Source organism: Actinoplanes auranticolor (assembly GCF_018332655.1).
In the GTDB taxonomy this organism is placed as follows: Bacteria; Actinomycetota; Actinomycetes; order Mycobacteriales; family Micromonosporaceae; genus Actinoplanes; species Actinoplanes auranticolor.
In genome coordinates this window covers 40467-67092 of sequence record NZ_BOQL01000036.1, presented here as the reverse complement: position 1 = coordinate 67092, position 26626 = coordinate 40467, and the positions used below count along the sequence as shown (strand labels likewise).

27 protein-coding genes and 1 pseudogene are annotated in these 26626 nt (G+C 72.6%); 9 read left to right on the top strand and 19 right to left on the bottom strand.

The window, feature by feature from the left end:
- Positions 1–3 precede the first annotated feature (3 nt).
- The 9 genes and pseudogenes from Aau02nite_RS22535 to kdd all read right to left on the bottom strand — a co-directional run bounded on the left by Aau02nite_RS22535 (position 4) and on the right by kdd (position 10035).
- Complete coding sequence (locus Aau02nite_RS22535) at positions 4–537, bottom strand: FxsA family protein (RefSeq protein WP_212990521.1); 534 nt, start codon at positions 535–537, stop codon at positions 4–6.
- A 61-nt stretch (positions 538–598) separates the two neighbouring features.
- Positions 599–1408: a polyprenol monophosphomannose synthase gene (locus Aau02nite_RS22530; RefSeq protein ID WP_212990520.1), complete on the bottom strand. Its 810-nt coding sequence runs from the start codon at positions 1406–1408 to the stop codon at positions 599–601.
- Positions 1405–3020: pseudogene (gene lnt, locus Aau02nite_RS22525) on the bottom strand (apolipoprotein N-acyltransferase). The gene Aau02nite_RS22530 and the pseudogene lnt overlap by 4 nt, the downstream one beginning before the upstream one ends.
- A 469-nt stretch (positions 3021–3489) precedes the next feature.
- A complete protein-coding gene (locus Aau02nite_RS22520; protein WP_212990519.1) occupies positions 3490–4767 on the bottom strand; it encodes a glutamate mutase L in 1278 nt (425 codons plus the stop codon).
- The gene (gene kal / locus Aau02nite_RS22515) at positions 4764–5129 is read right to left on the bottom strand and encodes a 3-aminobutyryl-CoA ammonia lyase (protein WP_212990518.1); all 366 of its coding nucleotides are present in this window, start codon (positions 5127–5129) and stop codon (positions 4764–4766) included. The genes Aau02nite_RS22520 and kal overlap by 4 nt, the downstream gene beginning before the upstream one ends.
- A complete protein-coding gene (kamE, locus tag Aau02nite_RS22510) occupies positions 5126–5899 on the bottom strand; it encodes a lysine 5,6-aminomutase subunit beta (RefSeq protein ID WP_212990517.1) in 774 nt (257 codons plus the stop codon). Before kamE ends, kal begins: the two co-directional genes overlap by 4 nt.
- The gene (gene kamD / locus Aau02nite_RS22505; RefSeq protein WP_212990516.1) at positions 5896–7449 is read right to left on the bottom strand and encodes a lysine 5,6-aminomutase subunit alpha; all 1554 of its coding nucleotides are present in this window, start codon (positions 7447–7449) and stop codon (positions 5896–5898) included. Before kamD ends, kamE begins: the two co-directional genes overlap by 4 nt.
- A 1-nt stretch (position 7450) precedes the next feature.
- Complete coding sequence (locus Aau02nite_RS22500) at positions 7451–8992, bottom strand: amidohydrolase (protein WP_212990515.1); 1542 nt, start codon at positions 8990–8992, stop codon at positions 7451–7453.
- Positions 8993–8997: 5 nt separating this feature from the next.
- On the bottom strand, positions 8998–10035 hold the full coding sequence (gene kdd / locus Aau02nite_RS22495; protein ID WP_212990514.1) for an L-erythro-3,5-diaminohexanoate dehydrogenase: 1038 nt from the start codon (positions 10033–10035) through the stop codon (positions 8998–9000).
- Positions 10036–10165: 130 nt separating this feature from the next.
- Here kdd and Aau02nite_RS22490 point away from each other — a divergent pair, with 130 nt between their 5' ends.
- Positions 10166–11542: a KamA family radical SAM protein gene (locus Aau02nite_RS22490; protein WP_212990513.1), complete on the top strand. Its 1377-nt coding sequence runs from the start codon at positions 10166–10168 to the stop codon at positions 11540–11542.
- A 57-nt stretch (positions 11543–11599) separates the two neighbouring features.
- Here the strand turns inward: Aau02nite_RS22490 and Aau02nite_RS22485 are convergent, their stop codons facing one another.
- Positions 11600–11791 (bottom strand): CsbD family protein, encoded by a 192-nt coding sequence (locus Aau02nite_RS22485; protein ID WP_212990512.1) that lies wholly within the window; start codon positions 11789–11791, stop codon positions 11600–11602.
- A 133-nt stretch (positions 11792–11924) separates the two neighbouring features.
- Between Aau02nite_RS22485 and Aau02nite_RS22480 the strand changes: the two genes are divergently transcribed.
- Positions 11925–12650, top strand: a complete 726-nt coding sequence (locus tag Aau02nite_RS22480; RefSeq protein WP_212990511.1) for a class I SAM-dependent methyltransferase — start codon at positions 11925–11927, stop codon at positions 12648–12650.
- On the opposite strand, the gene Aau02nite_RS22475 is transcribed toward Aau02nite_RS22480, so the two are convergent.
- Both Aau02nite_RS22475 and Aau02nite_RS22470 read right to left on the bottom strand, forming a co-directional pair.
- Positions 12636–13421 (bottom strand): phosphotransferase enzyme family protein, encoded by a 786-nt coding sequence (locus Aau02nite_RS22475; protein ID WP_212990510.1) that lies wholly within the window; start codon positions 13419–13421, stop codon positions 12636–12638. The two genes, Aau02nite_RS22480 and Aau02nite_RS22475, sit on opposite strands and share 15 nt — an antisense overlap.
- Positions 13391–13561 carry a hypothetical protein gene (locus tag Aau02nite_RS22470; RefSeq protein WP_212990509.1) on the bottom strand — a complete coding sequence of 57 codons (171 nt, stop codon included), beginning with the start codon at positions 13559–13561 and terminating at the stop codon, positions 13391–13393. The genes Aau02nite_RS22475 and Aau02nite_RS22470 overlap by 31 nt, the downstream gene beginning before the upstream one ends.
- Positions 13562–13742: 181 nt before the next feature.
- Here Aau02nite_RS22470 and Aau02nite_RS22465 point away from each other — a divergent pair, with 181 nt between their 5' ends.
- From Aau02nite_RS22465 to Aau02nite_RS22455, 3 genes are read left to right on the top strand one after another with little or no spacing between them, the layout of a single operon-like run.
- Positions 13743–14552, top strand: coding sequence for an ArsR/SmtB family transcription factor (locus Aau02nite_RS22465; protein WP_246595363.1), 810 nt, complete (start codon positions 13743–13745; stop codon positions 14550–14552).
- A 5-nt stretch (positions 14553–14557) separates the two neighbouring features.
- Entirely contained in the window at positions 14558–15046 is a 489-nt protein-coding gene (locus Aau02nite_RS22460; protein WP_212990508.1) for a DinB family protein, read from the top strand.
- Complete coding sequence (locus Aau02nite_RS22455) at positions 15043–15495, top strand: SRPBCC family protein (protein WP_246595362.1); 453 nt, start codon at positions 15043–15045, stop codon at positions 15493–15495. Before Aau02nite_RS22460 ends, Aau02nite_RS22455 begins: the two co-directional genes overlap by 4 nt.
- Positions 15496–15538: 43 nt before the next feature.
- On the opposite strand, the gene Aau02nite_RS22450 is transcribed toward Aau02nite_RS22455, so the two are convergent.
- Positions 15539–16003 carry an Lrp/AsnC family transcriptional regulator gene (locus Aau02nite_RS22450; RefSeq protein WP_212990507.1) on the bottom strand — a complete coding sequence of 155 codons (465 nt, stop codon included), beginning with the start codon at positions 16001–16003 and terminating at the stop codon, positions 15539–15541.
- A gap of 42 nt (positions 16004–16045) precedes the next feature.
- Positions 16046–17188, bottom strand: coding sequence for an acyl-CoA dehydrogenase family protein (locus tag Aau02nite_RS22445; protein ID WP_212990506.1), 1143 nt, complete (start codon positions 17186–17188; stop codon positions 16046–16048).
- A 92-nt stretch (positions 17189–17280) separates the two neighbouring features.
- On the opposite strand from Aau02nite_RS22445, the gene Aau02nite_RS22440 reads away from it, so the two are divergent.
- Both Aau02nite_RS22440 and Aau02nite_RS22435 read left to right on the top strand, forming a co-directional pair.
- Entirely contained in the window at positions 17281–18192 is a 912-nt protein-coding gene (locus tag Aau02nite_RS22440) for a 5'-3' exonuclease (protein WP_246595361.1), read from the top strand.
- Positions 18193–18414: 222 nt separating this feature from the next.
- Positions 18415–18588, top strand: a complete 174-nt coding sequence (locus Aau02nite_RS22435) for a hypothetical protein (RefSeq protein WP_212990505.1) — start codon at positions 18415–18417, stop codon at positions 18586–18588.
- Positions 18589–18787: 199 nt separating this feature from the next.
- Here Aau02nite_RS22435 and Aau02nite_RS22430 read toward each other — a convergent pair whose 3' ends face one another.
- From Aau02nite_RS22430 to Aau02nite_RS22410, 5 genes are all read right to left on the bottom strand, one after another.
- On the bottom strand, positions 18788–19474 hold the full coding sequence (locus tag Aau02nite_RS22430; protein ID WP_212990504.1) for a DUF1775 domain-containing protein: 687 nt from the start codon (positions 19472–19474) through the stop codon (positions 18788–18790).
- Between the two features lie 105 nt (positions 19475–19579).
- Positions 19580–20998 carry an MFS transporter gene (locus Aau02nite_RS22425; RefSeq protein WP_212990599.1) on the bottom strand — a complete coding sequence of 473 codons (1419 nt, stop codon included), beginning with the start codon at positions 20996–20998 and terminating at the stop codon, positions 19580–19582.
- 81 nt (positions 20999–21079) lie between these two features.
- Positions 21080–21913 (bottom strand): MerR family transcriptional regulator, encoded by an 834-nt coding sequence (locus tag Aau02nite_RS22420; protein WP_212990503.1) that lies wholly within the window; start codon positions 21911–21913, stop codon positions 21080–21082.
- On the bottom strand, positions 21906–22406 hold the full coding sequence (locus Aau02nite_RS22415; RefSeq protein ID WP_212990502.1) for a GyrI-like domain-containing protein: 501 nt from the start codon (positions 22404–22406) through the stop codon (positions 21906–21908). Before Aau02nite_RS22415 ends, Aau02nite_RS22420 begins: the two co-directional genes overlap by 8 nt.
- Before the next feature lie 81 nt (positions 22407–22487).
- Complete coding sequence (locus Aau02nite_RS22410; protein WP_212990501.1) at positions 22488–24395, bottom strand: discoidin domain-containing protein; 1908 nt, start codon at positions 24393–24395, stop codon at positions 22488–22490.
- A gap of 112 nt (positions 24396–24507) precedes the next feature.
- Between Aau02nite_RS22410 and Aau02nite_RS22405 the strand changes: the two genes are divergently transcribed.
- Positions 24508–25542, top strand: a complete 1035-nt coding sequence (locus tag Aau02nite_RS22405) for a LacI family DNA-binding transcriptional regulator (RefSeq protein ID WP_246595360.1) — start codon at positions 24508–24510, stop codon at positions 25540–25542.
- Positions 25543–25551: 9 nt separating this feature from the next.
- Positions 25552–26598: a Gfo/Idh/MocA family protein gene (locus Aau02nite_RS22400; RefSeq protein ID WP_212990499.1), complete on the top strand. Its 1047-nt coding sequence runs from the start codon at positions 25552–25554 to the stop codon at positions 26596–26598.
- Positions 26599–26626: the final 28 nt, after the last annotated feature.

The window sequence follows — 26626 nt, the reverse complement described above, 5'->3', positions numbered from 1 at the left end:
GTCCTAGCGGACGATCTCGCCTTCGACGACCTCGCCCTGCACGATCTGCCCGGGGGCGCCGAACGACGCGGGCGCGGACGGGGCATCGGTGGCCGGCTCGTCGACCGGGGCGGACTGGCGCACCCGCACGTGGCGGGGGCCGAACAGGTCACCGGCGACCGCCGCCGACACCCGCCGCTCGGTGGCGCGTTCCACGCCGCGGCGGGCCAGGATCCGCCCGGGCGGCAGGACCAGCAGCAGCCCGGCGACCGCGGAGATGAAGCCGGGCACGGCCAGCAGCAGCGCACCGAGCAGACCGACCAGGGAGTTGCTCACCTGCGGGCCCGGCGGGCGGCCGGCCTCGGCGGCGGCCCGGAACGCGCGCCAGCCGCGGATGCCCTCCCGGCGCAACAGCGCCAGCCCGGCCACACTCGACGCCGCGATGATCAGCAGCGCCCAGCCGGCGCCGAGCGCATGCACCACGGCCACGAACACGAGGATCTCGGCCACCGCGAGCAGGAGCAGCCCCAGCGGCAGCAGAGCCAGACTTCGGCGCATCATCCACAACCTTCCGGCGTCCCTTCGACGCCCACGGCAAGCATGACACGCCGATGCCCGGTCACGGCCAGGTCGAACCCTGCCGCGGCTTGCGCCCGAGCCGGGACAGGACGGCGTCCTTGCGCGCCGACACCCCCCACACAGTGACCCTGAGCAGCTGTTCCTTGAAAATGTTGCCGCTCATCTTGCTGACGCCGTGTTCGCGCTCGGTGAACGTGATCGGCACCTCAGCCATCCGGAAACCCTGCCGGTAGGTGCGCCAGGCCAGCTCCACCTGGAACGAGTAGCCGGTCGAGGCGACCGCGGCGACGTCGATCGCGTCGAGCACGGCCATCCGGTACGCCCGGTAGCCGCCGGTGGCGTCCTTGAACGGCATGCCCAGCGCCATCCGGATGTAGATGTTGCCGCCGCGCGAGAGCAGCAGCCGGTGCAGCGGCCAGTTGTGCACGCTGCCACCGGGGATGTACCGGGTGCCCAGCACCGCGTCGGTGTCGCGCAGCACGTCGAGCAGCTTGTGCAGCTCCTCGGGGGCGTGCGAGCCGTCCGCGTCCATCTCCACGACCGCGTCGTAGCCCTTGTTCTTGGCCCAGGCGAACCCGGCGACGTAGGCGGCGCCGAGGCCTTCCTTACCGGCGCGGTGCAACACGAAGACGTGGTCGTCGGCGGCGGAGATCTCGTCGGCGATGTCGCCGGTGCCGTCGGGCGAGTTGTCGTCGGCGACGAGGATGTCGACGCTCGGCACGGCCTCGCGGACCCGCCGCGTGATCAGCCGGATGTTGTCCGCCTCGTTGTAGGTCGGGATGACCACGAGGACACGTCCGACCCCCGGGTATCCTTCCGCGCCCGAGACCGTCGGGTTCGCGTCGCTCACCGTTCCTCCGTCGTCGACTCTGCGGCCGCCCGGTCGCCGCGCCGGCGCCGCCTCATGGGGGCTGCCGCCACGAGGACGAGCACGGCCAGGGCCACGGCCGCCAGCTCCGGCCAATGCCCCGAACGAGTCGCCAGCGTACGCGGTCCGTCCACCCGCATGTCACGCAGGACCACACCCGGCTCGTTGAAACCGGTGGACGAGTACACCTGACCGGCCGTGCCGACAAAAGCGGACACTCCGACCGTCGACACCATCAGCGCCTCCCGGCCGTGCTCGACCGCGCGCAGCTGCACCATGGCCAGCTGCTGGCGGGCCTCGGCCTCGTTGAAGGTGGCGTTGTTGGTCTGCACGGCCAGGATCTGCGCCCCGCCGGTGACCGTGTCCCGCACGATCGAGTCGTAGGCGACCTCGAAACAGATGACGTCACCGATGGTCGCCGCCGGGGTCCGGACGACGCCGGGGGTGTCCCCGGGGACCATGTTCTTCACCAGGTCGACCTTGTCGCTGACCACCCGGGCGATCGGGCGCAGCGGCATGTACTCGGCGAACGGCACCGGGTGCCGCTTGATGTAGATCTGCTCCAGGTCGGGGCCGGTGACCGGCTGCCACAGGATGCCGGCGTTGCGGATCTCGCCCTCGACGTCGCTGCGCAGCACCGCCCCGAGCAGGATCGGCACGCCGATCGCGGTGGCCGCCCCGGCGATCTGCTGCGCCGCGTCGGGGTTGCGCAGCGGGTCGATGTCGCTGGCGTTCTCCGGCCAGATCACCAGCTGCGGCTGCCGCTGACGGCCGGCGCGGACGTCCTCGGCGAGTTTCTCCGTCGCCCGGACGTGGTTGAGCAGCACCGCCGCCCGTTGGGCGTTGAAGTCCAGCCCGAGCCGCGGCACGTTGCCCTGCACGATCGCGACCGTGCGGGTCGCCGCGCCGGGCTGGGCCACCGGCACCAGTGCGGGCCCGGCCATCATCGCGGCGGCCACGACGGCGAACCCGGCCGCCGGCAGCCACGTGCGGGGACTGCCCCAGCGCCGCCAGGCCAGCGCGACCAGGGCGCCCCCGGCGATCCCGACCGCGAAGGTCACCAGCGGCGCGCCGCCGAGCACCGCCAGGCGCACCGACGGGGCGTCGCCCTGGCTGAACGCCAGCCGTCCCCACGGGAACCCGCCGAACGGCGCCCGGTCCCGCAGTGCCTCCTGTGCCACCCACAGCAGCCCGGCGGTCAGCGGCCACAGACCCCGCAGCCGGTCGTGCAGCGGCGACAGCCACGCCCCGGCCAGGCCGAGCAGCGCCAGGTAGCGGCCTGGGCCGACGACAGCAGGATCCACGGCAGCCAGCCCGCGGTCAGGTTCGTCCAGTCCAGCAGCGGCACGAAGAACACCAGCCCGGCGATCATGCCGATCCCGGCGCCGCCGCGCAGCCGGCGGCGGTGTGTTGCCGCGGCCAGTACCGCCACGGCCACCGGCGCCAGCCACCACAGCCCGTACGGGGGGAACGACACCAGCAGGGCCACCCCGGCGGCCAGCGCGAGCAGCACAGACACCCACAGGCGCAGCGGCCGGGGCGCGGCCGCGGCGACCGGGTCCGGCGCCGGCGCGGGCGTTGGCTGAAGCGTCAATAAATCCACCCGCGGAAGGCTACCTGTCGGTGGTCACAAAACTGTCGCACACACTTCCCGCACACCGGGCGGCGCACATACGTCGGGGCGCGGCCCGCGAGCCGCGCCCCGATTGCACCTTGAGATCCGTCCGGGCCCGGTGCGACACGACGGCGCGTGACCTTCGGACCGACGCGGCGCGGGCTGGCTGCCCCCGACGTGCCGTTGTCTACTGGCCACGAGTCGCCCTGACCGACACCGGAACAGCGCGGCCGGTCCGCGCCGCCCCGCCGACCCCCACCCCCTGGACCTGGCGTACGCGGGCACCCCGGGGTGCGGGTGCGGGCGTGGCCAGTGGGCGAAGGAACGAAGCGAACAACAGCCGCTTCCCGGATGAGGACTTGAAGACGGTACGTCGCACCCCCGGCCGTCTGTCAACCGGTGTCCCCGTGTCCGGGCGTGTCGCATTTCCCGGGCGTGTCCCTGCCGTTCACCCGCAGGACCACAGCGCGTCAACCAGAGCGGCCGCCGCCCGCGGATGCTCGGCGGCGAGCAGCCCCGCCGCGGCCAGCACGTACTCGGTGTCGACGGCCCGCCGAGCCCCCGCCGGCGCCGCCCAGCCACCGGCCGTGTCACCCAGCACCGCGTCCAGGACCGCGTCGCCGCCGCCGTGGCGCAACACCCCGCCGGAACCCACCACCAGCCGCACGTCCCGCAGATCCCGGCCGCCGGTGCGCGGCTGGCCCGGCCCCGCCGACGAACCCCGCGCGTGGCGCCGCAACGCGATCATCGCCGCCGTCGCCGCCAGCTGCCGGTCCGTGGCCGCGTCGTACGGCCGGCCACCGGCGATGTCGGGCACCGGCAGCTTCTCCGCCGCCGCGGCCGCCACCACCCCGCCCGCACCGACTCCGACACCCAGGTCGCCCTCGACGGTCCGCGAGCGCCACAGCGTCCCGGCCACGTCGCGGCGCGGGCCCGTCTCGGCCTCGGCGTCCGGCACCAGCGCCGAGTACACGTCCGTGGTGGCGCCACCGACGTCGACGACCAGCACCCCGGCGCCGCTGCGGTCGGCCAGCAGCTCCACCCCGGCCAGCACCGCGTCCGGGGTCGCCGCGCGCACCAGCGACGCGAACCGCGACCCCCGCGACAGCCGCTTGCCGCCGATCACGTGCCGCAGGAACACCTGCCGGATCGCCAGCCGCGCCGGACCCGGGTCCAGCACCCCGATGCGGGGCAGCACGTTGCCCGTCACGGTCACCGGGATGCCCCGCCCGGTCAGCACCGCGGCGGCCTGTTCCCGCACGTCGGCGTTGCCGGCCAGCACCACCGGCACCCGCAGCCGCGAGGTGCCCAGCCGGCCCGCGTTGTGCAGCAGCACCTCACCGTCGCCGCCGTCGGTGCCACCGACCAGCAGGATCACATCCGGACGGGCCGCGCGCAGCGCCGCCACCGCCCGGCCGTCGAGCCGACCCGCGGCCACGTGCACCACCTGCGCGCCGGCCGACAGGCCGACCCGGTGCCCGGCCTCGGCGGTGACCAGCGACTCGTAGCCGATCACGGCCAGCCGCAGCCCGCCACCGGCCGACGAGCACACGAACACCTCGCCCGTGCCGCCCAGCGCGGCCACGGCGGCGTCGAGACCGGTCAGCACATCCGAGCCGGACGTCGTCGGCACCTCCGAGCGCCGCACCAGCCGCCCGTCGTCCAGATCGACCAGGCAGCCCTTGGTGTACGTCGACCCGACGTCGACACAGACCGCGAAGGTCATCCCCTGGCCGGCACGACCACCGTGCCCGTGGCGGTCACCGCGACGATCGGCTCGGCCAGCACCGCCGCCGCCGACCCGCCCGTACCCCGGCACACCACCACCGACCGGAAGTCGATCGTCCGCGACCGGGTGCCCATCCGCGTCACCGTCGCGGTCACCTCCAGCACGTCACCGGCCTGCACCGGCGCCGTGAACTGCACGTCGGAGTACGACGCGAACAACCCCTCGTCCCCGTCGAGCCGGATGCACACCTCGGTGGCGACATCGCCGAACAACCCCAGCGAGTACGCGCCGTCGACCAGATTGCCCGCGTAGTGCGCGTGCGCGTACGGCACGTACCGGCGATGCGTCACAGTGATCATGATTGGCCTTCAGTCCTTTCAGGGGCGGCGGCGGGGTGGTTGGACGGGCCCACGAGTGCGTGTACCAGGTACGAGGCGACCTCGCGTGGCGTCGTACCCCGGCCGAAGATCCGGTCCACGCCCAGCTCACCCGCCATCAGTTCGTCGAACCGCGGCCCGCCCACGATCAGCAGCGGCCGCTTGCCGGCCGGCATCGCCTCCCGGAACGCCGCCGTCATCGCCCGGGTGTTCTGCAGGTGCGCGTCGCGCTGGGTCACCACCTGCGACACCAGCACCGCGTCGGCCTTGCGCGCCCGGGCCTCCTCGACCAGCTCCGGCACCGACACCTGCGCGCCCATGTTGGTCACCGACAACTCCCGGTAGTACTCCAGGCCCTTCTCCCCCGCGACCCCCTTGACGTTGAGGATCGCGTCGATGCCCACCGTGTGCGCGTCGGTGCCGATGCACGCGCCGACCACGTTCAGCCGCCGCCGCAGCCTGCGCTTGATCACCGCGTTCACCTCCTTCGCGCTCAGCAGCGGGAAGTCCCGCTCGACGACCTGCACCTTGTCGGTGTCGACGAGATGACTCACCCGCCCGTACACCACGAAGAAGGTGAACCCGTCACCCATCGCCTTGGCGTGCACCAGCAGCGCCGGGTCCATGCCCATCCTGTTGGCCAGCTGCACCGCCGCACCCTCGGCGCGCTTGTCGTGCGGGATCGGCAGCGTGAACGACAACTGCACCATCCCGTCACCGGTGGTGTCCCCGTAGGGCCGCACGATCGTCATGACTCCAGCGCCTCCGTCACGGGGTTGTAGTAGCCGTCCTCGTGACGGGCGACCCCGTCCAGGCCCTTGCCCCGGTCCGCCGGCCGCTTCATGATCCCGAACGTGCCGTCGGCGATCGCCGTCAGCATCGTGTCGTCGACGATGCGTTCCAGCAGCTCGATCGCCTCACCGAGCACCGCATGGGCCCGCGACTGGATGAACCCGCCCGGCGCCGGCACGAAATCCTCGTGCAGGTTGCCGGCCCCGTTCAACACGTACCGCACGTTCTGCAACGCGATGTCACGGTCGGACAGCCACGGCGTCACCACCGCCTCGGTCATCATCCCCACCAGCAGGATCCCCTGCCCGGTCAGCGCACCGACCAGGTTGAAGAACCCGTCCAGCAGATTGCCGCGGAACACGTCACCGGTCATGTGCTTGGTCGGCGGCATCCACTTCAGCGGCGCGTCCGGGAACAACTCCCGCGCCAGCAACGCGTGCGCCAGCTCCAGCCGGAACGACTCCGGCAGCTCCGGATTGATCTCGAACGCGTGCCCCAGCCCCAGCTGCCAGTCCGCCAGCCCCGCCTCGTGCGCGAAGAACTCGTTGAGCAACTGCGACACCGTCACCGTGTGCGCCGCCTCGACCGCGTCCGCCGTGGTCAGGTAGTTGTCCTCACCGGTGTTGATGATGATCCCGGCCCGGGCGTGCACCTGCCGCGAGAACCGCTGATCCACGAACGTGCGGATCGGGTTGATATCGCGGAACAGGATCCCGTACATCGAGTCGTTGAGCATCATGTCCAGACGCTCCATCCCGGCCAGGGCCGCGATCTCCGGCATGCACAACCCCGACGCGTAATTCGTCAGCCGCACATAACGGCCCAGCTCCTTCGACGTCTCGTCCAGCGCCGCCCGCATCAGCCGGAAGTTCTCCTGGGTGGCGTACGTGCCCGCGAAACCCTCCCGGGTCGCCCCCTCGGGCACATAGTCCAGCAGCGACTGCCCCGTCGAGCGGATCACCGCGATCACGTCCGCGCCGGCCCGCGCCGCCGCCTGCGCCTGCGGAATGTCCTCGTAGATGTCCCCGGTCGCCACGATCAGATAGATCCACGGCCGCTGCTGCGGATCCCCGTACCGCTTGATCAGCCGGTCCCGCTCGGCCCGGCGCCGGTCCACCAGCTTCAGGCCCGCGTCGGTCGCCCGCCGCGCGGCCCGCCGGGCCGCCGCCACCTCGGCCTTGGACTCCGGTACGGCGAAAGTCACCGCCCCCGCCGCGGCCTTCTGCGCCAGCACCGTCACATCCTCCACGCCATGGGTAGCCAGGGCATGGAACACCGGCAACGCCACCCCCCGGCCCAGCGGAACATCGGCACGCACCGCGTCGACCAGCCGGTTCACCCACGGAATCCCGTCCGAATCGGCCCCCGACACCCCGGCCAGACGCAGCACCGCCCGCTCCACCGACACCGTCGTGTGCGAGCGCGCCAGGTCCACGACCGGCTGCCCCGCCCGCGCGGCGAGCGCCCTGGCCCGCCGCACCACGTGCGGATCCAGCCCCAGCTTGTCCACGTCACTCCTCGAAGATCGTCTCGCCGTGCAGCACCGTGCGCCGGCACACCGGCCGCGCCGGCACCACCCCGTCCACCCCCGGCAACAGCACCGGCAGGCCCCCGTCCACCCCGCCCGGGGTCTCCCACACCGCGAACGTCGCCGACCGGCCCGGCGTCAGCACCCCCACGTCGTCCACCCCGGCCGCCCGCCAGCCACCGCGCGTACTCGCCCCGAACGCCGAACGCACACTCATTCGGTACGCCGGATTGCGCGGCGCCGCCGCAGCCACCACCGCCGCCCACGGATCCAGCGCCGTCACCGGCGAATCCGACCCGAACGCCAGCGACACCCCGACCGCGTACATCGCCCCGATCGGATTGGTCGCCATGGCCCGCTCCACCCCGAGCCGCTGCGCGTACATCCGGTCCGGGCCACCCCACAACGCGTCGAACACCGGCTGCACGCTGGCCACCACCCCGAACTCCACCATCCGGGCGATCATCGCCTTGTCGATCAGCTCCACGTGCTCGATGCGGTGCCGGCCCTCCCGCAACCGGTCCACGCCCACCCGCCGCGCCGCGATCGCGAACCCGTCCAGCACCGCCTCGATCGCCGCGTCCCCGATCGCGTGGAAACCGCCCTGCACCCCCAGCTCGATGCACTCCAGCAGATGCGCCCCGGCCTGCTCCGCCGACACGAACGCCTCACCACAACCGCCACCGTCGGCGTACGGCACCCGCACCGACGCCGTCCGCGACCCCAGCGCCCCGTCCGCGTACAGGTCACCGGCCGCACCGACCGCGCCCAGCTCCTTGGCCCGCGCCGCACCACCGAGCTCACCCCAGTAGCCGAACACCTGCGGCAGCCCCGCACCCGACAACGCCAGCACCGACCCGAAATCGGCCTCGCTGGAGGTCCCCGGCCCCGCACACTCGTGCACCGCCGCCACCCCCCGCGACGCCGCCAGCCGCAACGCCGAGGTCTGCGCCGCCGTCCGCTGCGCCACCGTCAACGAACCCAGCGCCACCGCCCGCACCGCGTGATGCGCCTGCTCCCGCAGCCAGCCCGACGCGGCGTACCCCGGCACCCCCTCGATACCGGGGCACGCCGCCAGCAACGACCGCGACGCCAGCGCCGAATGCACCGACGCCTGCGACAGATACACCCGCCGGCCGTCCGCCGCCCGCTCCAGCACATCGGCCGACGGCGGCTCCTGCACCGCCCACGTCGACTCGTCCCAGCCGTGGCCGTGCACCACCCCGTCGACCGGCCGCGTCCGCGCGAACGCCGCCACCGCCTCCAGCAGCTCCGCCGCCGACCGCACCCCGGACAGGTCCAGCCCGTCGGCCGCCAGCCCGGTGTCCGTCGCATGCAGGTGCGCGTCCACGAAAGCCGGCGTCACCAGCGCACCGCCCAGATCCACCGTCACGTCCGCCGACGGGGCATCCGCCGCCGCGCCCAGCCACGCGATCCGCCCGTCACGCACCAGCATCGCCGACGCCCGCGGATCCGCCGCCGAGTAGAACCGACCGTTCGCATACACCACCGAAGGGGAAATCATGACCGTCAGTGTGCCGCGATCCGCGCCTCGAACAGAGCCCGCACGGCCGGAGTGCGCCGCACCACATCCAGCGCGAACGCCGCATGCCCCGGCACGTACCCGTTACCGATCAGCATCGTCACGTCCGCCGCCAGGCCCTCGGCCCCCAGCGCCGCCGCCGGGAAACTCGTCGCCATCGAGAAGAACACCACCGTGCCGCCCGCCGCCGTCGCCAGGATCGCCCCGTGCTCACACCCCGGCACATCCACACACACGACCGTCACCGTCGCCGGCGCACCCAGCGCCGCCACCACCGCCGACGACACCGCGAGGGGATCACGGGCATCGGCGACCGCGACGTCATCGGCCAGCCCGGCAGCCTGCAGCGCGTCGCGCTCGGCGTCCGACACGACCACCCCGACCGTACGGGCCCCGGCCAGCCGCGCCGCCGTCAACGCCAGCGAACCGCTCTTACCGGCCCCGCCGAGCACCGCCACCGACACCGGACCGGCCGCCGCATGCCCGCGCACCACCCGGTCGGTCAACGCCGGCGCCCCGCACACGTCGAACACGGCGAGGGCCAGCTCCGGAGCCAGATCATCGGGCAGCACCGCCACCACCGAACGGCCGAACAGAATCGCGTGACCGGCCGCCGGCACCTGCTCACTGCGCCCGTCCCAACCGGCCAGCCCGTCGGTCACCGCAAGCGGGGTCAAGGTCAGCGACACCAGCGTGGCGACCCGGTCACCCCCCTTCACCGGCAACGGCGAGCGCGGCCCGACCTCGTCGACGACCCCGATCAGCATGCCGCCCGAACCGGTCACCGGGTTGTGCATCTTGCCCCGCGTACCGATGATCTCCAGCACCTCGGCCCGCACCGCCGCGCCGTCCCCGCCGTGCTTGCCCGACAGCTGCCGGAAGCTCGCCGCGTCCAGATTCAGCCGCTCCAGCCGGATCCGCACCTCGTCCGCGCCGATCTCCGGGCGCGCGTCCAGCCGCCACGCCGCCTGCGGCAGCACCCCTGCCGGTTCGAGCACCCGAGCCAGACCCACCGGGAACGACATGCCCACCATCCTCACAAGAAACAAACTGTCATGCGGCCGTCACACCGTAAATCCTCCGGGCCGACGGTTACTAGACCGCAGATTCTCCAGTATCGTCGATCACGATCACCCCCGACCCCAGGAGGCCCCGTTGACCGAGCTGAAGAACGACGCGGCCACCACGGCCGGGCAGCCCTACAACTACCAGCGCCGCCCCCTCGTCGAGCCCGACTGGACCCGCTTCCCCGGCTGGAGCAAAGTCACCACCCAGCAATGGGAATCCGCCCAGTGGCAGCGCGTGAACTGCGTCAAGAACGTCAAACAGCTGCGCGCCGTCATGGGCGACCTGCTCGACGACCGCTTCTACGCCGACCTCGAAACCGACATGCAGCGCCTGGCCACCATGTCCATGCTGGTGCCACCGCAGATGCTCAACACCATGGTGCCCGACCGCACCCCCGACACGGAGTCGTTCTACGCCGACCCCATCCGGCGCTACATGATCCCCGTGGCCACCGACCGCCACCTCGACTGGCCGTCCCACCCGCACGCCACCCGCGACTCCCTGCACGAACACGACATGTGGGTCGCCGAGGGCCTCACCCACCGCTACCCCACCAAGGTCCTCGCCGAACTGCTCAGCACCTGCCCGCAGTACTGCGGCCACTGCACCCGCATGGACCTCGTCGGCAACAGCACCCCCACCGTCGACAAGCTCAAGCTCACCCTGAAACCCGTCGACCGCTACGACGCCCACCTGGCCTACCTCAAGGCCCACCCCGGCGTCCGCGACGTGGTCGTCTCCGGCGGTGACGTCGCCAACGTGCCGTGGAAACAACTCGAGACTTACCTCATGGGCCTGCTCTCGGTCCCCACCGTCCGCGACATCCGGCTGGCCACCAAAGCCCTCATGGGCCTGCCCCAGCACTGGCTGCAGGGCGACGTCGTCGAAGGTCTCAACCGCGTCGCGATCACCGCCGAACGCCGCGGCGTCAACCTCGCCGTACACACCCACGTCAACCACGTGAACTCACTGACCCCGCTGGTCGCCCGGGCCGCCCGCATGCTGCTCGAAGTCGGCGTCCGCGACGTCCGCAACCAGGGCGTACTCATGCGCGGCGTCAACGCCACCACCGCCGACCTGCTCGACCTCTGCTTCGGCCTGCAGGGCGAAGCCGGCATCCTGCCGTACTACTTCTACATGTGCGACATGATCCCCAACGCCGAACACTGGCGCGTCCCGGTCTGGTACGCCCAGCAACTCCAGCACGACATGATGGGCTACCTGCCCGGCTACGCCACCCCGCGGATCGTCTGCGACGTCCCCTTCGTCGGCAAGCGCTGGGTCCACATGCTCACCGAGTACGACCGCGAGCACGGCATCTCCTACTGGACGAAGAACTACCGCACGTCCATCGAGGCCACCGACGACGAAGCGCTCAACAAGCTCTACGCCTACTACGACCCGATCGACACCCTGCCCGAGTCCGGCCAGCAGTGGTGGCTCAAGCAGCAGGTCGCCCAGTAACAGCGCACAGAAAAGGCCCCCGGGACCGTCGTCCCGGGGGCCTCGCTGGGGGCCGGCTCAGCTGAAGGCGTCGCGAACGTCCTTGCCCGCGTCCTTGACGTGCTCACCGGCCTGCTTGGCGTGTGCGGAGGTCTCCTGCGCCTGACCCTCGGCGGCGAGCCGCTCGTTGTCCGTGGCGTCGCCGATGCCCTGCTTCGCCTTACCGGTCAGCTCTTCGGCCTTGTTCTTGACCTTGTCAGTGAAGCTCATCGTCAACCTCTCCGAAGACTCGAACTCGAATGTTCTTGTCGGTGAAAAAGTGCCCGAAGGGCTCGTGTCTAAAACACTGTCCGCTCGGAGTGGGACAGCGCACCGCGTGTAGAGCGTCCTAGGATTCTTGGCTATGAGCGATGAAACCGCCGCCGCCTCCTTCGGACTCGCTGCCGCCGTCTACGAGCGCGGGCGCCCGCCGTACCCCGCTGAAGCTCTCGACTGGCTCCTGCCGGCCGGAGCCGGCCAGGTCGTGGACCTGGGTGCCGGCACCGGCAAACTCACCCGCCAGATCCGCGACCGCGGCCTGCACGTCACCGCCGTCGAACCCTCCGACGGCATGCGCGCCGAACTCGGCCGGGTCCTGCCCGACGTGCCGGCCCTGGCCGGCAGCGCCGAAGCCATCCCCCTGAGCGACCACAGCGCCGACGCCGTGCTGTGCGCCCAGGCCTGGCACTGGGTCGACCCCGAACGGGCCGTCCCCGAAGCCGCCCGCGTCCTGCGGCCCGGCGGCCGGCTCGGCCTCATCTGGAACCTCCGCGACGAACGCGAGGACTGGGTCCGCCGCCTCGGCGAACTCATCCACTCCCCCGAACAGCACCGGCGCGCCGAGTTCGGGCCCCCGTTCGGCACCGTGGAGATCCGCGACTTCACCTGGACCCACGAGATCACCCTCGACCGGCTCCTCGACCTGGTCGCCTCCCGCAGCTACATCATCCTGCTCAGCGAGAGGGAACGCGCCGCCGTGCTGGAAGCCGTCCGCGAGCTGACGGCGACCCACCCCGCCCTCGCCGGCCACGACACCTTCCCGCTGCCGTACGTCACCGAGTGCGCCCGGGCCGATCTACCGCAGAGCTGACCGCCACACCGGCAAGTGCGCGGCGAGATAGTCAGCCGCGCCACCCCAGTGCACGCCGTGGCCCTCGGCCCACAACCGGGCCCACGGCACAGCACCGGTGCGGGAACCACGCGCCAGCAGGTCGTACATCGCCCGGGTACGCACCACGAGCTTCTCCGGCAGCGCAGCCCGCCCGGCGGCATCGAGGTCGTAGCCGTCGACAACCGCACGCAACCGAGGCGCGTCCGCCTCCGGATCACCGCCGGCGACCAGCGGCGCGAACGTCTGCGCGACGTAGGCCAGGTCCCACAGGCGGGTGCCCGGAGCGCAGGCGTCCCAGTCGATGAACGTCCAGGTGTCGCCGTCGCGGATCAGGTTCCACGGCGCCAGGTCCTGATGACAGACGAGCTCGGCGCCGTCGGGCGGAATCGCCACTTCCCACCGGGCGCCGGGTGGCGACTCGAAGTCGATGGACGCGTCGTGCAGATCGCGGACCATCGCACCCAGCCGGCGTAGCTCCGCCACGGTCATGGGAGGCGCCGCATCGCCCTGCCGGCCGGGCACGTACTCCAGCACCTGCCGGCCCTGGTCGTCGCGGCCGAGCACCGCGGGGACGCCGGCGACGCCCTTGGCGTGCAGGTGGCGCAGGAAGGCGTGCACGGAAGGAGTGGCCGGCGTCCACGGCTTACGCACGGTGGAACCGGCACGGACCACGGACGTGGCGACGTTCCCTCCGGCCAAGGGCTCCTCCAGGTGGGCGCTCAGCCGGCCCAGCCCATGCGGACGTTCCATTCGCTGGTGTCGGCGCCCTCACGGGGGTCCTGCTGCAGGTGCAGCACGGCCTGCAGCGGAATCGTCTGCTCCGGCGTGATCCTCGGTGGCAGCTGCCGGAAGTCCTCGCGGCTGCGCACGGCCCGCTCCTTGTTCTCCACGAGATCAAGCTAGGCGCCGAAGGTCCTTCCCCACAATCGTGTTTGTCGAGGCGGTCGCCGTAGGCGGCGTTTCTGGGTGTGGTGCGGCGCACGCCGCGTAGAGCGTCCTAGGACACTAGGTGGTGTTCGACGGCAGGGTTCCGTTGACAACATGCAGGTGATTGCCTGCATAATGGTCCGCGTGAGCCTCGAACCGGGAGCGATGGACCCGGTCTTCAAAGCCCTGGCCGACCCCACCCGACGACTGCTGCTCGACCGCCTGCGCGAGCAGAACGGCCAGACCCTGCGCGAGCTGTGCGACCGCCTGGCGATGACCCGCCAGTCCGCGACCCAGCACCTCGACCTGCTGCAGGCGGCCAACCTCGTGACCGTCGTGCGCCGCGGGCGGGAGCGGCTGCACTACCTCAACCCGGGGCCCATCCACGAGATCGAGCAGCGCTGGATCTCCGGCTTCGACAAGCCCCGGCTGCGGGCCCTCGACGCGATCAAGAACCAGGCAGAGGAGTACGCCATGAGTGACCGACCCCCGCCCGTGCCGGCCTACGTCTACACCACCTACATCCACGCGAGCGCCGGACAGGTGTGGCAGGCGCTCACGGACGCGGACCTGACCGCCCGCTACTGGGGACACGCCAACGTCTCGGACTGGCAGCCCGGTGCAACCTGGGAGCATCGCCGCGCCGACGGGTCGGGCGTCGTCGACGTCGTCGGCCGGGTCCTCGAGGCCGAGCCACCGGCGAGGCTGGTGATCACCTTCGACGACGCCCCCGACGAGCAGCTGCCCCGGGAGCCGTCGGTGGTGACGTTCCTGGTCGAACCGCACCAGGACATCGTGCGGCTCACCGTGACCCACGAGAAGCTGGCCAACCTCGAGATGCTCAACGGCATCTCCCGCGGCTGGCCGGCCGTGCTGGCCAACCTGAAGTCCCTGCTCGAAACGGGCGACGTCCTCCCCCAGGCCCCCTGGGACATGTCCCCCGCGCACAGCTGAGCACGATGGACACCACCGCGCTCAGCGCCGCCTACAACGCCCTGGTGGACGCCGCCACCACCGTTGCCGACGCCGGCGAAGCGCCACCGCCGGGTGAATGGAACGCCGACGAGATCCTGGCGCACGTCGCCCTCGTCACCGCCGCCACCATCGCGACAACCGCATCCGTGGCCGCCGGAGCACACACCACGTACGACAACCGCCTGGCCCAGGACACCTGGACCATCCACCGCGTCATCTCCCTCGCCGGTGGCTCGGCGGAGCTGCGGGAACGGATCCGCAGCCAGGGCGAAGCCCTGTGCGCCCTCGCCGGCCCGGCGCTGAGCGGGACCGAACTCGACACGCCGGTGCCCGCCCTGCTCCTGTCCCACGACACCGCCCTGGTCAACGGCCCGGTGCCGCTGCGGGACATCATCACCGGCCTGGCCGCGGCGGAACTGCCCGGCCACACCCGGCAACTCCTGGCCCTGCTCCCGACCGAGGACAAACCATGACCGTCGCCAAGCCCGCCTTCGTGTACGTGACCTACATCCACGCCACCCCGCAACGGGTGTGGCAAGCGCTGACCGACGCCGATCTGACCGGCGTCTACTGGGGACACCACAACATCTCCGACTGGCAGCCCGGCTCCAGCTGGGAGCACCGGCGCACCGACGGCTCCGGCATCGCCGACGGCGGCGGTGTCGTCCTCGAAGCCCAGCCTCCGCACCTGCTGACCATGACCTTCGGCGAAGCAGGCTCCGACGCCGGCCCCGACGCCTCCACGGTCACCTTCCGCATCGAGGCACACCGCGACATCGTCCGGCTGACCGTCACGCACGTGAACCTGACCGAGGAGGACGCCGCGGAGGTCTCCGCCGGCTGGCCCGCCGTCATGGCGAACCTCAAATCCCTGCTCGAGACCGGGCACGCGCTGCCACAGGCGCCCTGGGACATGACATGACCGACGGTGCCGCCGCGCACCGCGCCTACGGCGTCCTAGGAAACTACGCCTCCGGCTTGACCGCGGGGGCGATCCGCGGCGGGCGATTCTCGTACGGGGTGCTCAGCACCACCGTCGTGCGGGTCGTGACGTTCGCCGCCGTACGGATCTCCTGGAGCAGCCGTTCCAGGTCCGCCGGGCTCGCCACCCGGACCAGCAGCAGGTAGAAGTCCTCCCCCGCCACCGAGTAACAGGAGTCGATCTCAGCCAGATGGGCCAGCCGCTCCGGCGCGTCGTCGGGCTGCGACGGGTCGAACGGGCGGATCGCCACGAACGCCGTCAGCGGCAGCTCCAGCGCCTCGTACGACACCTTCGCCGTGTATCCGCCGATCACGCCGCGCTGCTCCAGACGGCGTACCCGCTGGTGCACCGCCGACACGCTCAGGCCGACCCGCTCCGCGAGATCGGTGTAGGACAGCCGGCCGTCCACGGTGAGGGCGCCCACGATCGCCCGGTCGATCTCTTCCACCGCGACAAGATACCGGTCGTGGCCGCGCGGTAACGAACCCGTTCAGCCGCGGGTGAGCGACCGGCTGATGACCAGGCGCTGGATCTGGTTGGTGCCCTCGACGATCTGCAGCACCTTGGCCTCCCGGAACCAGCGCTCCACCGGGTGGTCACTGACGTATCCGGCCCCGCCCAGCACCTGGATCGCGTCGGTGGTCACCCGCATGGCCACGTCCGTGGCGAAGAGCTTGGCCTTGGCCGCCTCCACCGTGAACGGGCGGCCGGCGTCCTTGAGCCGGGCGGCGTTGAGCAGCAGCGCGCGGGCCGCGGACACCTGCGTCGCCATGTCGGCCAGGATGAACCCGACGCCCTGGAACTCGGCGATCGCCCGGCCGAACTGGATGCGCTCGCGGGCGTACCCGGCGGCGTAGTCGACCGCGGCCTGGGCCAGGCCGACCGCGCAGGCCGCGATGCCCAGCCGGCCCGCGTCCAGGGCCTGCATGGCGATCCGGAAGCCCTCGCCCTCCGCGCCGACCAGGCGGTCGAGCGGCACCCGGGCGTCGTCGAAGACCATCTGGGCCGGCGGCGACGAGCGCAGACCCATCGTCTTCTCCGGCGTCTGCGGCAGGATCCCGGGCGTGTCGGCGTCGGCGACCAGGCAGGAGATGCCGGCCGGTCCGGGGCCGCCGGTGCGGCAGAACACGTTGTAGAAGTCGGCCCGGCCGCCGTGGGTGATCCAGGCCTTGGTGCCGGTGACGACCCAGTCGTCGCCGTCGCGCACGGCCCGGGTGGTCAGGGCGGCGGCATCCGAGCCGCCCTGGGGCTCGGAGAGACAGTACGCGCCGAGCAGGTCACCGCCGAGCAGCTCCGGCAGGGACTTGCGCTGACGCTCGCTGCCGTACGCGGAGATCGGGTAGCACGACAGGGTGTGCACGCTGACGGCCTCGGCGATGCCCAGCCAGGAGCCGGCCAGGATCTCCAGGACCTGCAGATAGACCTCGTACGGCTGGCCGGCGCCGCCGTCGGCCTCGGGATAGGGCAGGCCCAGCAGCCCGGCCCGGCCCACCGTGCGCAGCACGTCGCGCGGGAACAGGCCCTCCTGTTCGTACTTCGCGACCCGGGGAGCCAGCTCGCCGTCGGCGATCTCCTTCGTCAGGCCCAGCAACTCGTACGCCTCGTCCGTTGGCAACATCCGCTCGACCGTCACACCAACCAGCTTAACGGTCGTTTGGTTCACCGTCAGCTCCGCCCGGCGCGCGCCGGGCGAAAGTGTCGGTGGGTGGCACTAGGTTGGGACCCGTGACTCAGCGACCTCTGCTGGCGGTCGACGCCCCCAGCCTGTATTTCCGCGCGTTCCACGGCATCCCCGAGTCCGCGGCCCGCACGCAGGCGGGTGAGCCGGTCAACGCCATCCGCGGGTTCCTCGACATGATCGCCCAGCTGATCCGCACCCGGCGCCCGGACCGCCTGGTGTGCGCGCTCGACGCCGACTGGCGCCCGGAGTGGCGGGTCGCGCTGGTCCCGTCGTACAAGAAGCACCGCGTCGCCCACGGCGACGTCGAGGAGGTGCCCGCGTCCCTGGAGAAGCAGGTCCCGGTCCTGCTCGAGGTGCTGCGGGCGATCGGCATCCCCGCCTTCGGCGTCGCGGGGTACGAAGCGGACGACGTCCTGGGCACCCTCGCCGCCACCCAGCCCGCCCCGGTCGAGGTGGTCTCCGGCGACCGTGACCTGTACCAGCTCGTCGACGACACCCGCGGCACCCGCCTGCTCTACTGCGGCCGCGGCGTCGCCAAGCTGGAGGACAGCGACAACGCCGCGGTCGAAGCCAAGTACGGCGTCCCGGCCCGCTGGTACGCGGACTTCGCAGCGATGCGTGGCGACCCGAGCGACGGCCTGCCCGGCGTGCCCGGCGTGGGCGAGAAGACGGCCGCCCGCCTCATCGCCCGCTACGGCGGCATCGAGCAGATCCTGGCCGCCCTGGACGACCAGGACGCCGGCTTCGCCCCGGGCCTGCGCACCAAGCTGGACGCCGCCCGGGGTTACCTGGCGGCGGCGCTGCCGGTCTGCAAGGTGGCGCTGGACGTCAAGCTGCCCGACTTCGACCCGGCGCTGCCCGCGTCGCCGAAGGACCCGGAGGCGCTGCTGGCGCTGGCCGAGCGGTGGAACCTCGCGGGATCGGCCCGGCGGCTGGTCGACGCTCTGGCGGGCTGAGCCGGGGCTGGGACTACAGCGGCGCTCCCCCATCAGCTTCCTGGACCACGGTGGCGGCGATGGGATGGGCACCCAAGGCCGGCCGCGAGCGGCGAACAACGTGGAGCAGGCCGGGCTGGTCGAGAGCCGGCTGGAAGGGGTCGCCTCACCTCTGGACGGCGAGCTGGCTCAGGAGAAGATCGAGGCGATCGCCCAAGCCCAGGCCGAGGGCACGATGCGGCGGTGGGCCCGGCGGACATCCTCGCCCTGGTCTCGCACGTCGCCCTGACCAGGTCGGTCGTCGGCATGGCCCCACTCGTGGCGAGCGGGCCGGACCGGGACGGCCACCGCGCCGCCCTCCGGCACGTCATCACCCTCCGGCACGTCATCACCAGGGCGCTGATGACCCAGCCGTGACTGTGGCCGGTGCGGCCAGCGCGGGCGGTGCGGCCAGGGCGGCCGGGGCCGAGGACGGGGCGAGCCGGGGACCGAGGCCGGGGCGAGCCGGGGACCGAGGCCGGGGCGAGCCGGGGACCGAGGCCGGGGGCCGGGGGCCGGGCTGGGGCCAGGGGCCGGGCTGGGGCCAGGGGCCGGGCTGGGGCCAGGGGCCGCGGGCTTACTCCGCAGGGGGCGACGAGCGGCGGCGGCTCGCTACGGACAGGCCGGCACCGGCGACGACCAGGGCGATCAGCGCCCAGAGCCACCAGAGTGAGGATCCCTCGTCGGAGATTGGCTCGGCCAGGATCGGGGTCGTGGCCGTGGGGGCGACCGGGGCGGCGGAGGCACTCGCCGGCGGGGCGGCCTGCGAGGGGGCGGCGCTGGTGGTCGCGGGCGCTGTCGACGGGCCCGGCTTGAGTTCGATCAGCGGGGCCGGGTTGTCCGACTCCTCCTTGCCCTGCTCCTGGATCTCGATCCAGCGGGAGACCTCGCCGTCGGCGTACGTCTCCAGCGTCTTGAACGACAGCCGCGTCTCGCCGTCGGGGAGCTTCGCGATCTTGACCTTCCACTCGGCGTCCTTGCCCGACGCCAGCGCCTTGCCGCCCACCGTGAAACCGTCCGCGGTCGCCTGGAACGTCCAGCCGGCCGGGGCCTTGACCAGGGTCACGTCGGCCGGGGTGATGCCCTCGGGCAGCACCACGCGCTCGCTCTTGATGCCGGACGGGTTCTCGGCCTCGCCGTGGAAGGTCAGGGTCACGTCGGTGGCCCCGGCCCGGTTCTTGTCGGCGCTCACCTCGACGTGCGCCGCCGCCGGCCCGGCCGCGGCCAGCACCCCCAGCGCCGCCAGCACACCGATCGTCGTCATCCGGGACCTGTTACGCACGCCGAGGACCACCTTCGCGGGAGAGAGTCAGCCGGTTCCACAGTCGCTCGCCGTCGGCGGAAAGTTCCCGCTACTTCGGCGGGCGGGTCAGCCGACGCGCTGCGGTTCCCGGTCGGCGGCCTGGTCCTCGTGGGCCGCGGCGCGGCGGGCGGCGACGACATCCGCCAGGGCCGCCACCAGGGCCACCAGCACCAGGCCGATGGTCACCAGCAGAGCCGTGCGCAGCGCCGAGGACCAGTCGTCGTCCGTCGACGCCAAGCGATTGAAGAAGACCGCGCCGACCACGGCGATGCCCACCGCCGTACCGATGCGCTGGCCGGTCTGCAGGACCGCGCCCGCGCTGCCGGCCCGCTCGACCGGCACCTCGGCCAGCGTCAGGGTCTGGTTCGGACTGATCACCAGGCCGCTGCCGAGGCCGGCCACCAGCAACGGCAGCGCCGCGGCCCAGCCGCCGTTCGTGCCGGGAACCAGGTCCAGGGCGAGGACCGTGCCGGCCAGGCCGGTCGCGACCAGGGCCAGGCCCACGGCCACCAGCGGGCGGCCGTAGCGGTTGACGATCCGGCCGCCGAGCGCCGCCGCGCCGGCCGAGCCCAGCGCGAACGGGGTGATGGCCAGCCCGGCCAGCAGCGCGCTGTAGCGCAGGCCGTTCTGCAGGTAGAGCGTGTAGATGAAGAAGAGCGTGGTGAAACCGGCGAAGTACAGCAGGCCGATCAGCGCGCCGAGGCCGTACGAGCGGACCCGGAACAGGTTCAGCTCGATGAGCGGGGTCTCGCGGCGGGCGTACCGGCGCTCCCAGGCCAGGAAACCGCCCAGCAGGACCAGACCGGCGACCAGCAGCAGCCATTTGGCCGGGCCCTGCCATTCGCGCTCCTCGACCAGGGGCAGCAGGATCAGCAGGATGGCGACGCCGAGCAGCACCACGCCGACCGGGTCCAGGCTCTCGTGGCGGCGCTGGTCTTCGCGGCGGGCCGGGATCCACTTGTAGCTGAGCAGGATCGCCGCGGCGCCGATCGGCACGTTGATGAAGAAGATCCACCGCCAGCCCGTCTCGGCCCCGAAGACCTGGATGAGCAGGCCGCCCAGCAGCGGGCCGACCGCCGTGGAGATGCCGATGGTGGCGCCGAGCAGACCGAACGGGCGGCCCCGCTCGGCCGGGCGGAACAGCTGCTGGATCAGGCCGGACACCTGCGGGTTGACCACGCCGGCGGCGGCGCCCTGGACCAGGCGGGCCACGATCAGCCAGATCGCGCTGGTGGCCAGCCCGGCCGCGGCGCTGGCCAGGGTGAACACGGCCAGGCCGGCAATGAAGACGTTGCGGCGGCCGCGGGCGTCGCCGAAACGGCCGGCCGGCACCAGCAGCAGCCCGAAGGTCAGGGCGTAGCCGGAGAGCACCCACTGCAGGCCGCCGGAGCTCAGGTCGAGGTCGGCGCGGATCGAGGGCAGCGCGACGTTCACGATGCTCACGTCGAGCAGGGTCATGAAGCCGACGACCAGGGCGACGGACATCGCCTTCCAGCGGTTGGCATCCCGGGTACTCGTCACGGTGCCGCAGATGCCCTGCGGTTCTGGCGGCAAACGCGGGTGTGGTCAGGCGTACGGGACTGCCACGTCACACATCACGTCGTCCGGGGAGCCGTGGTCGAGGTCGGCCGGGTAGGCGTACACCTCGCGCGGTGGGGCCGTGACCAGCAGGCCCCGCTCGCGGACCCAGCGGCGCGCGGCGTCGTAGACCGACAGGATCTGTGGCGGTTCGAAATGGCCGCGGATCACCTGGATGTACGCCTCGCGGTGCGCTGGCTCGTGGCGGGTCGCGGCCACCATCGGGTCGACGGCACCGGGGGTCACGGGCACGCAGACCTCGACAGGGCCGTCGCCGTCCTCGCTGACCTCGTTGTGGAACACCACGAAGCGGGGTCCGGCCGGACCGCCGTGCCGCCGGGCGACGGCGGTGAGCCGGGCGGCCGCCTCGCGGGTCCAGCCCAGCTCGGCGGAGGTGACGTACCGCTGCTCGGTGAGCACGGTCTGGGCGGGCACCTCGCGGGTGGCGACCGGCCAGTCGCCGGGCGGGGCGCCGGTCTCCCCGGCGAGGCTGCGCACCAGGCGGTCGGCCAGGTCGCGCTGGGCCGCCAGCCGCCGTTCCACGTCCGTCCAGTAGCGGGCCAGCAGCTCCCCGGCGTCCGCACCGCCGGCCCCGAGGATCTCGGCGATCTGGGACAGCGGCATGTCCAGCCGGCGCAGCAGCACGATCAACCGGGCCGCGTAGAGCTGGTGCTCGGCGTACCGGCGGTAGCCGTTGCCCGGCTGGACCTCGGCCGGGCGTAACAGGCCGCTGCGGTCGTACAGGCGCAGGGCCTTGACGGACAGCCGGGACCGGCGGGCGAACTCGCCGGTCGTCAGCAGCCCGGACAGCTCCTCAGCCACGGGCGGCCACCGGGAAGGAGACGTCGAAGACCGGATCCTGCGCCCCCGCGGCAGAAAAGTCGGTCCAGTACGTCTCCTGCGGCGCCGCCGCCACGACCAGGCCCTGCTCGCCGATCCACTTCTCGATGGCCTCGTACACGCCGCCGAGCGCGCCGGTGAGGACCTGTTCCTTGGTGACCCGCACGTACGCCTCGCGGTGCGCGAGAATGGTGCGCGTCGCGGCGGTGGCGTCGGCGATCGGGGCGCAGACCTCGACCGGGGTCTCCCCCTCGTTCGGGTTGCCCTCGTAGACGACCACGAACACCGGATCCTCGGTGGCCGGGCGCTCCAGGTACGGCCAGGCGGCGATGCCGAGCACCCCGCCGGCGTCGGTGGCGGCCGCCGCGACGCGGGCCATCGCGCCGGGCAGCCAGGCCTCGAGGGCAGCCTGGTCGACGCTGCGCTGCTCGCTGACGAGGTGCTGCTCGGGCACGTCACGGGTGCGGATGTCCATCTCACTTCTCCTGATCGTCGGACCGGGCCCACCGGGGCAGGCGTTCAGGGTGCCGCCTGCCCCAGGGGCCGGGTCAAGCGATCATCGGTACAGCCGCAGATCCGCGATGCTCCACCAGCTCCCGCTGCCGGCTGTCGACGTGACCCGCAGGTAGCGGGCCCGGGTCGGTCGGACGTCGACGTTGGTGAGCTGGCCGGTGCCCGTACCCCGGGCGAGGGTGCGCCAGCGGGTGCCGTCGGTGCTGGCCGTGAGTTCCCAGCCGCGGGCGTAGTCGCCGGTGCTGGCGCCGCTGTCGATCGCCACCCGGCGGAACGTCCGGGTCCGGCCGAGGTCGACCTGCACGTACTGGCCCGGCTGCTGCGCGGCGCCGCTGGACCAGCGGGTGGATCCGTCGCCGTCGACCGCGGCCGCCGGGGTCTCCCCCGCCGGGGAGGCCGTCGCCGTGGCGCCGGTCAGCGGCAGGAGGTCCAGCTCCGAGGTCAGACCGCGGGGCCAGGTGAAGGTGGCCAGGGCGCCGCCGGGCAGGGTGTACTCGAACGACCGGTCCCCGACGGCGACCGCGAACGTGCGCGGGTCGTCGTTCTCGTTGTGCACGACCAGCGCGGTGGAGCCGTCCGGGTTGCGGAACGCCACGTCCATGAGCTGGCCGTTCCAGCCGGTGGTGCCGAACGAGGTGCTGGCGATGCGGACCGCGCCGGGGCGGACGAACTTCGCCAGGTGCCCGATGGTGAAGTACTCCGCGTCCCGGGTCACCGTGCCGTCGGCCTGCAGGGTGAGCAGCCCGGTGCAGGTGCCGCAGCCGCCCAGGTGCGGGCCGCCGGTGCTGTCCAGGGCGATGTTCCAGTTGACCACCGACTTGGCCCAGTTGCGGGTGGTGCCGATGGTCAGGGTACGGGCGTGCCAGGTCAGCGTGCCGCGGAAGATCTGCTCCGGGGTGTCGGTGGGGCCGTGCGAGCCCGAGCACTCGGTGAACCAGATGCCCTTGTCCGGGTGCGCCTCGTGCAGCGCGGTCTGGGCGCTCGGGTCGCCGGAGTAGCAGTGGTACGCGGTCCCGGCGATCCACTTGGCCGCCGGGCTGTCCAGCAACCGGTACGGGTAGTCGGTCTCGGGGTCCTCGCCGGCCGGGGTGGTGGCGACGTCACCGGGATGGGTGCTCCAGTTGTGGTCGTAGCCGAGGATCTTCGTACGCGGGCTGACCCGGCGCAGCAGCGGCCCGAGCGCCGAGATGACCTTGGCCTCCTGGGCCACCGGTACGGCCGCGCCCGGGTAGCCGCCGTCGTGCCGGTTCTGCGGCTCGTTCTGCACGGTGAGGTAGTCGATCGGCACCCCGGCCCGCGTGTACGCCTGCACGTAGGCGACCAGGTAGCGGGCGTACGCGTCGTAGATCCTGGGGTCGTCCTTGAGGTGCCCGCCGATCAGTGAGTCCGTCGTCTTCATCCACGCGGGCGGGCTCCACGGCGTACCCATGATCTTCAGGCCGGGGTTGAGCTGCTTGGCCCGGCGCAGCAGCGGCAGGATCTGCGCCCGGTCGTGGGCGATGCTGAAGTGCCGCAGGGCGAAGTCGGTCTGCCCGGCCGGCACGTCGTCGTAGGTGTAGTGCGCCGCGGCGGCGGTGAAGTCGGACGAGCCGATCGGCTGGCGCAGGAAGCTGACGCCGATCCCGGTGCGCGGGTCGAACAGCGACCGCATCGCCTGCTCGCGGGCGGCGGGATCCAGACGGTAGAGCACACTGGCGGCGGAGTCGGTCAGCGAGGCACCGAAGCCGTCCATGCTCTGGTAGCGGGTGCCCGGGTCGATCGTGATGGTGGTCTCGGGGCTGCCGCCGCGGCCGAACGCGACCGGGGCCCGCTCGTGCAGTTGCTCCACGCGGTCGACCGTGGTGACCCAGACCCGGGCCTCGGGTGCCCGGCCGCCGTGGGCCTGTGCGGGTGCCGTCGTCAGTATCAGCAGGGCAGCGGTGGCCGCCGCCCCGAACGCTCGCCGTCTCATGGCTCGCTCCCCAACCTGTAACAGATGGAACAAGAGGTTCCGTCGCCATCGACAGGAAACAATCCAGAAACCCGTCTGTCAACAAGGGGAACCCGCTGCTACGGTCCTTTCTGTGAAACAGAGCGATGTAACACGGACCGGCCGGAGCACCGTCCGGGAGGTCGCCGCGGCGGCGGGCGTCTCCATCGCCACCGTGTCGCGTGTCCTCAACGGCCGCGGCAGTGTCACCGCCGAGACCCGCGAGCTGGTGGAGAACACAGTCGCCCGCCTCGACCGGCCCGGGCCACGGCCGCGTGGGCCCGGGCGCTCGATCCCCGGGGCCGTCCTGGTCCGCTGCCCGTACCTGCTGACCGACTACTTCGGCATCATCGTGTCCTCGATCGCCGAGACGCTGCAGCTGCACGACCGCCCGCTGCTGCTGAGCGCCGGCGAGGCGGCCCAGGACTCCCCCGTGCTGCCGGGCCTGCCCGGGCGGGCGGGCATCGCCGGCGCCGTGCTCATCCTGCCGCCCGAGCCGGCCGCCGACCTGGAGACCCTGCGCAGCCGCCGGTTCCCGTTCGTCGTCGTCGACCCTCGGCTGCCCCCGCCGCGTGACGTCGCCGCCGTCTCCGCCGCGCACGCCGCGGGCGCCCGCAGCCTGACCGCCCACCTCACCGGCCTGGGCCACCGGCGCATCGGGGTCGTGGCCGGGCCGCGCGAGTGGCTGGCCAGTGACGCCCGGCTCGCCGGGCACGCGGCGGCGCTGGCCGACGCCGGAGTGATCGGTGCGCCGGGGCTGATCCGGCACGTCGAGCCGACCGTCGCGTGGGGCCGCCGGGCCGCCGGCGAGCTGCTCGATCTGCCCGAGCGGCCCACCGCTCTGGTCGGCTTCAACGACAAGGCTGCCGTCGGCGCGCTGCAGGCGGCGGCCGAGCGTGGCCTGCGGGTGCCGCAGGACGTGTCGGTGGCCGGCTTCGACGACATCGACCTCAGCCGGGCCACCAGCCCGATGCTGACCACCGTCCGCCAGCCCCTGGCTGAGCTGGGCCGGATGGCCGTCACGCTGCTGGCCCGGCTGCTGGACCGGCACGCCCTGGAGGCGCTGCACGTCGAGCTGGCCACGGAACTGGTCGTCAGGGACTCCACCGGCGCGGCCGCGGGCCGCTAAAGTGCGCCGGTGACCTCCTTCGCAGTGGTGGGCGCCGGCTGGCGCGCCGAGATGTTCTGGCGGCTCGCGGCCGGCCTCGAGGGTGTGCGCTGCGCCGGAGCCGTGGTGCGCTCGCCGCGGGAGCTGCCCGTGCCGACATTCGCGTCGCTGGCCGAGTGTGTGGCCGAGACATCGCCGGACTTCGTGGTGACCGCGGTGCCCTGGCCGGTCACTCCGGGCGTGATCATCGAGGCCGTCGAACGCGGCCTGCCGGTGCTGGCCGAGACGCCGCCCGCGCCCGACGCCGCGGGCCTACGGGAGCTGTGGGCGGCCGTCGGCGAGTCGGGCCTGGTGCAGGTGGCCGAGCAGTATCTGCTCATGCCCTCGCACGCGGCCCGGGCCGCGGCCGTCCGCGCCGGGCTGATCGGCACCCCGACGCAGGTGCAGGTGTCCTCGACGCACCAGTACCACGCGGTGTCGCTGATGCGGGGACTGCTCGGCGTCGGCCGGGGCCCGGTCACCGTCCGCGCCAGCCGCAGCAGCGCCCCGCTGGTCGACCCGCTGACCCGCGACGGCTGGACCGACGACCCGGACCCGCGGCCGGCCACCACGACCATCGCCACGCTCGACTTCGGCGACGGCCGCTCGGGGCTCTACGACTTCACCGACAACCAGTGGCACAACCAGCTGCGGTTCCGGCGCCTGTTGGTGCGCGGCAGCCACGGGGAGCTGCGCGACGACGAGGTGATCCGGCTGAGCGAGCCGCGCACGCTGGTGCGCTCGCCCCTGGTACGCCGCCAGACCGGTTACGACCTGGACCTCGACGGCTTCGACACCGACACCATCACGCTCGGCGGTGAGGTGCTCTACCGCAACCCGTACCCGGGACGGCGCTGGAGCGACGAGGAGATCGCCATCGCGACGTTGCTGGACGCCACCGCCGCATGGGTGCGCGGCACCGCCCCGGCGCCCTACCCTTTGGCTGACGGGGCACAGGACCACCTGATCGCGCTGGCCGTCGAGGAGGCGGCTGACACCGACCGGACCGTCACCACCGGTACGGAGAACTGGGCCTAAACCATCTCAACCCGGCCCGATCGCCGCC

Bases quoted from the DNA above. Each gene is read 5' to 3' on its own strand.
- Aau02nite_RS22535 (WP_212990521.1), bottom strand. From the start codon at position 537: ATGCGCCGAAGTCTGGCTCTGCTGCCGCTGGGGCTGCTCCTGCTCGCG.
- Aau02nite_RS22520 (WP_212990519.1), bottom strand. From the start codon at position 4,767: ATGACCTTCGCGGTCTGTGTCGACGTCGGGTCGACGTACACCAAGGGC.
- kal (WP_212990518.1), bottom strand. From the start codon at position 5,129: ATGATCACTGTGACGCATCGCCGGTACGTGCCGTACGCGCACGCGCAC.
- kamE (WP_212990517.1), bottom strand. From the start codon at position 5,899: ATGACGATCGTGCGGCCCTACGGGGACACCACCGGTGACGGGATGGTG.
- Aau02nite_RS22500 (WP_212990515.1), bottom strand. From the start codon at position 8,992: ATGATTTCCCCTTCGGTGGTGTATGCGAACGGTCGGTTCTACTCGGCG.
- kdd (WP_212990514.1), bottom strand. From the start codon at position 10,035: ATGTCGTTCCCGGTGGGTCTGGCTCGGGTGCTCGAACCGGCAGGGGTG.
- Aau02nite_RS22485 (WP_212990512.1), bottom strand. From the start codon at position 11,791: ATGAGCTTCACTGACAAGGTCAAGAACAAGGCCGAAGAGCTGACCGGT.
- Aau02nite_RS22480 (WP_212990511.1), top strand. From the start codon at position 11,925: ATGAGCGATGAAACCGCCGCCGCCTCCTTCGGACTCGCTGCCGCCGTC.
- Aau02nite_RS22475 (WP_212990510.1), bottom strand. From the start codon at position 13,421: ATGGAACGTCCGCATGGGCTGGGCCGGCTGAGCGCCCACCTGGAGGAG.
- Aau02nite_RS22460 (WP_212990508.1), top strand. From the start codon at position 14,558: ATGGACACCACCGCGCTCAGCGCCGCCTACAACGCCCTGGTGGACGCC.
- Aau02nite_RS22455 (WP_246595362.1), top strand. From the start codon at position 15,043: ATGACCGTCGCCAAGCCCGCCTTCGTGTACGTGACCTACATCCACGCC.
- Aau02nite_RS22430 (WP_212990504.1), bottom strand. From the start codon at position 19,474: ATGACGACGATCGGTGTGCTGGCGGCGCTGGGGGTGCTGGCCGCGGCC.
- Aau02nite_RS22425 (WP_212990599.1), bottom strand. From the start codon at position 20,998: ATGTCCGTCGCCCTGGTCGTCGGCTTCATGACCCTGCTCGACGTGAGC.
- Aau02nite_RS22415 (WP_212990502.1), bottom strand. From the start codon at position 22,406: ATGGACATCCGCACCCGTGACGTGCCCGAGCAGCACCTCGTCAGCGAG.
- Aau02nite_RS22410 (WP_212990501.1), bottom strand. From the start codon at position 24,395: ATGAGACGGCGAGCGTTCGGGGCGGCGGCCACCGCTGCCCTGCTGATA.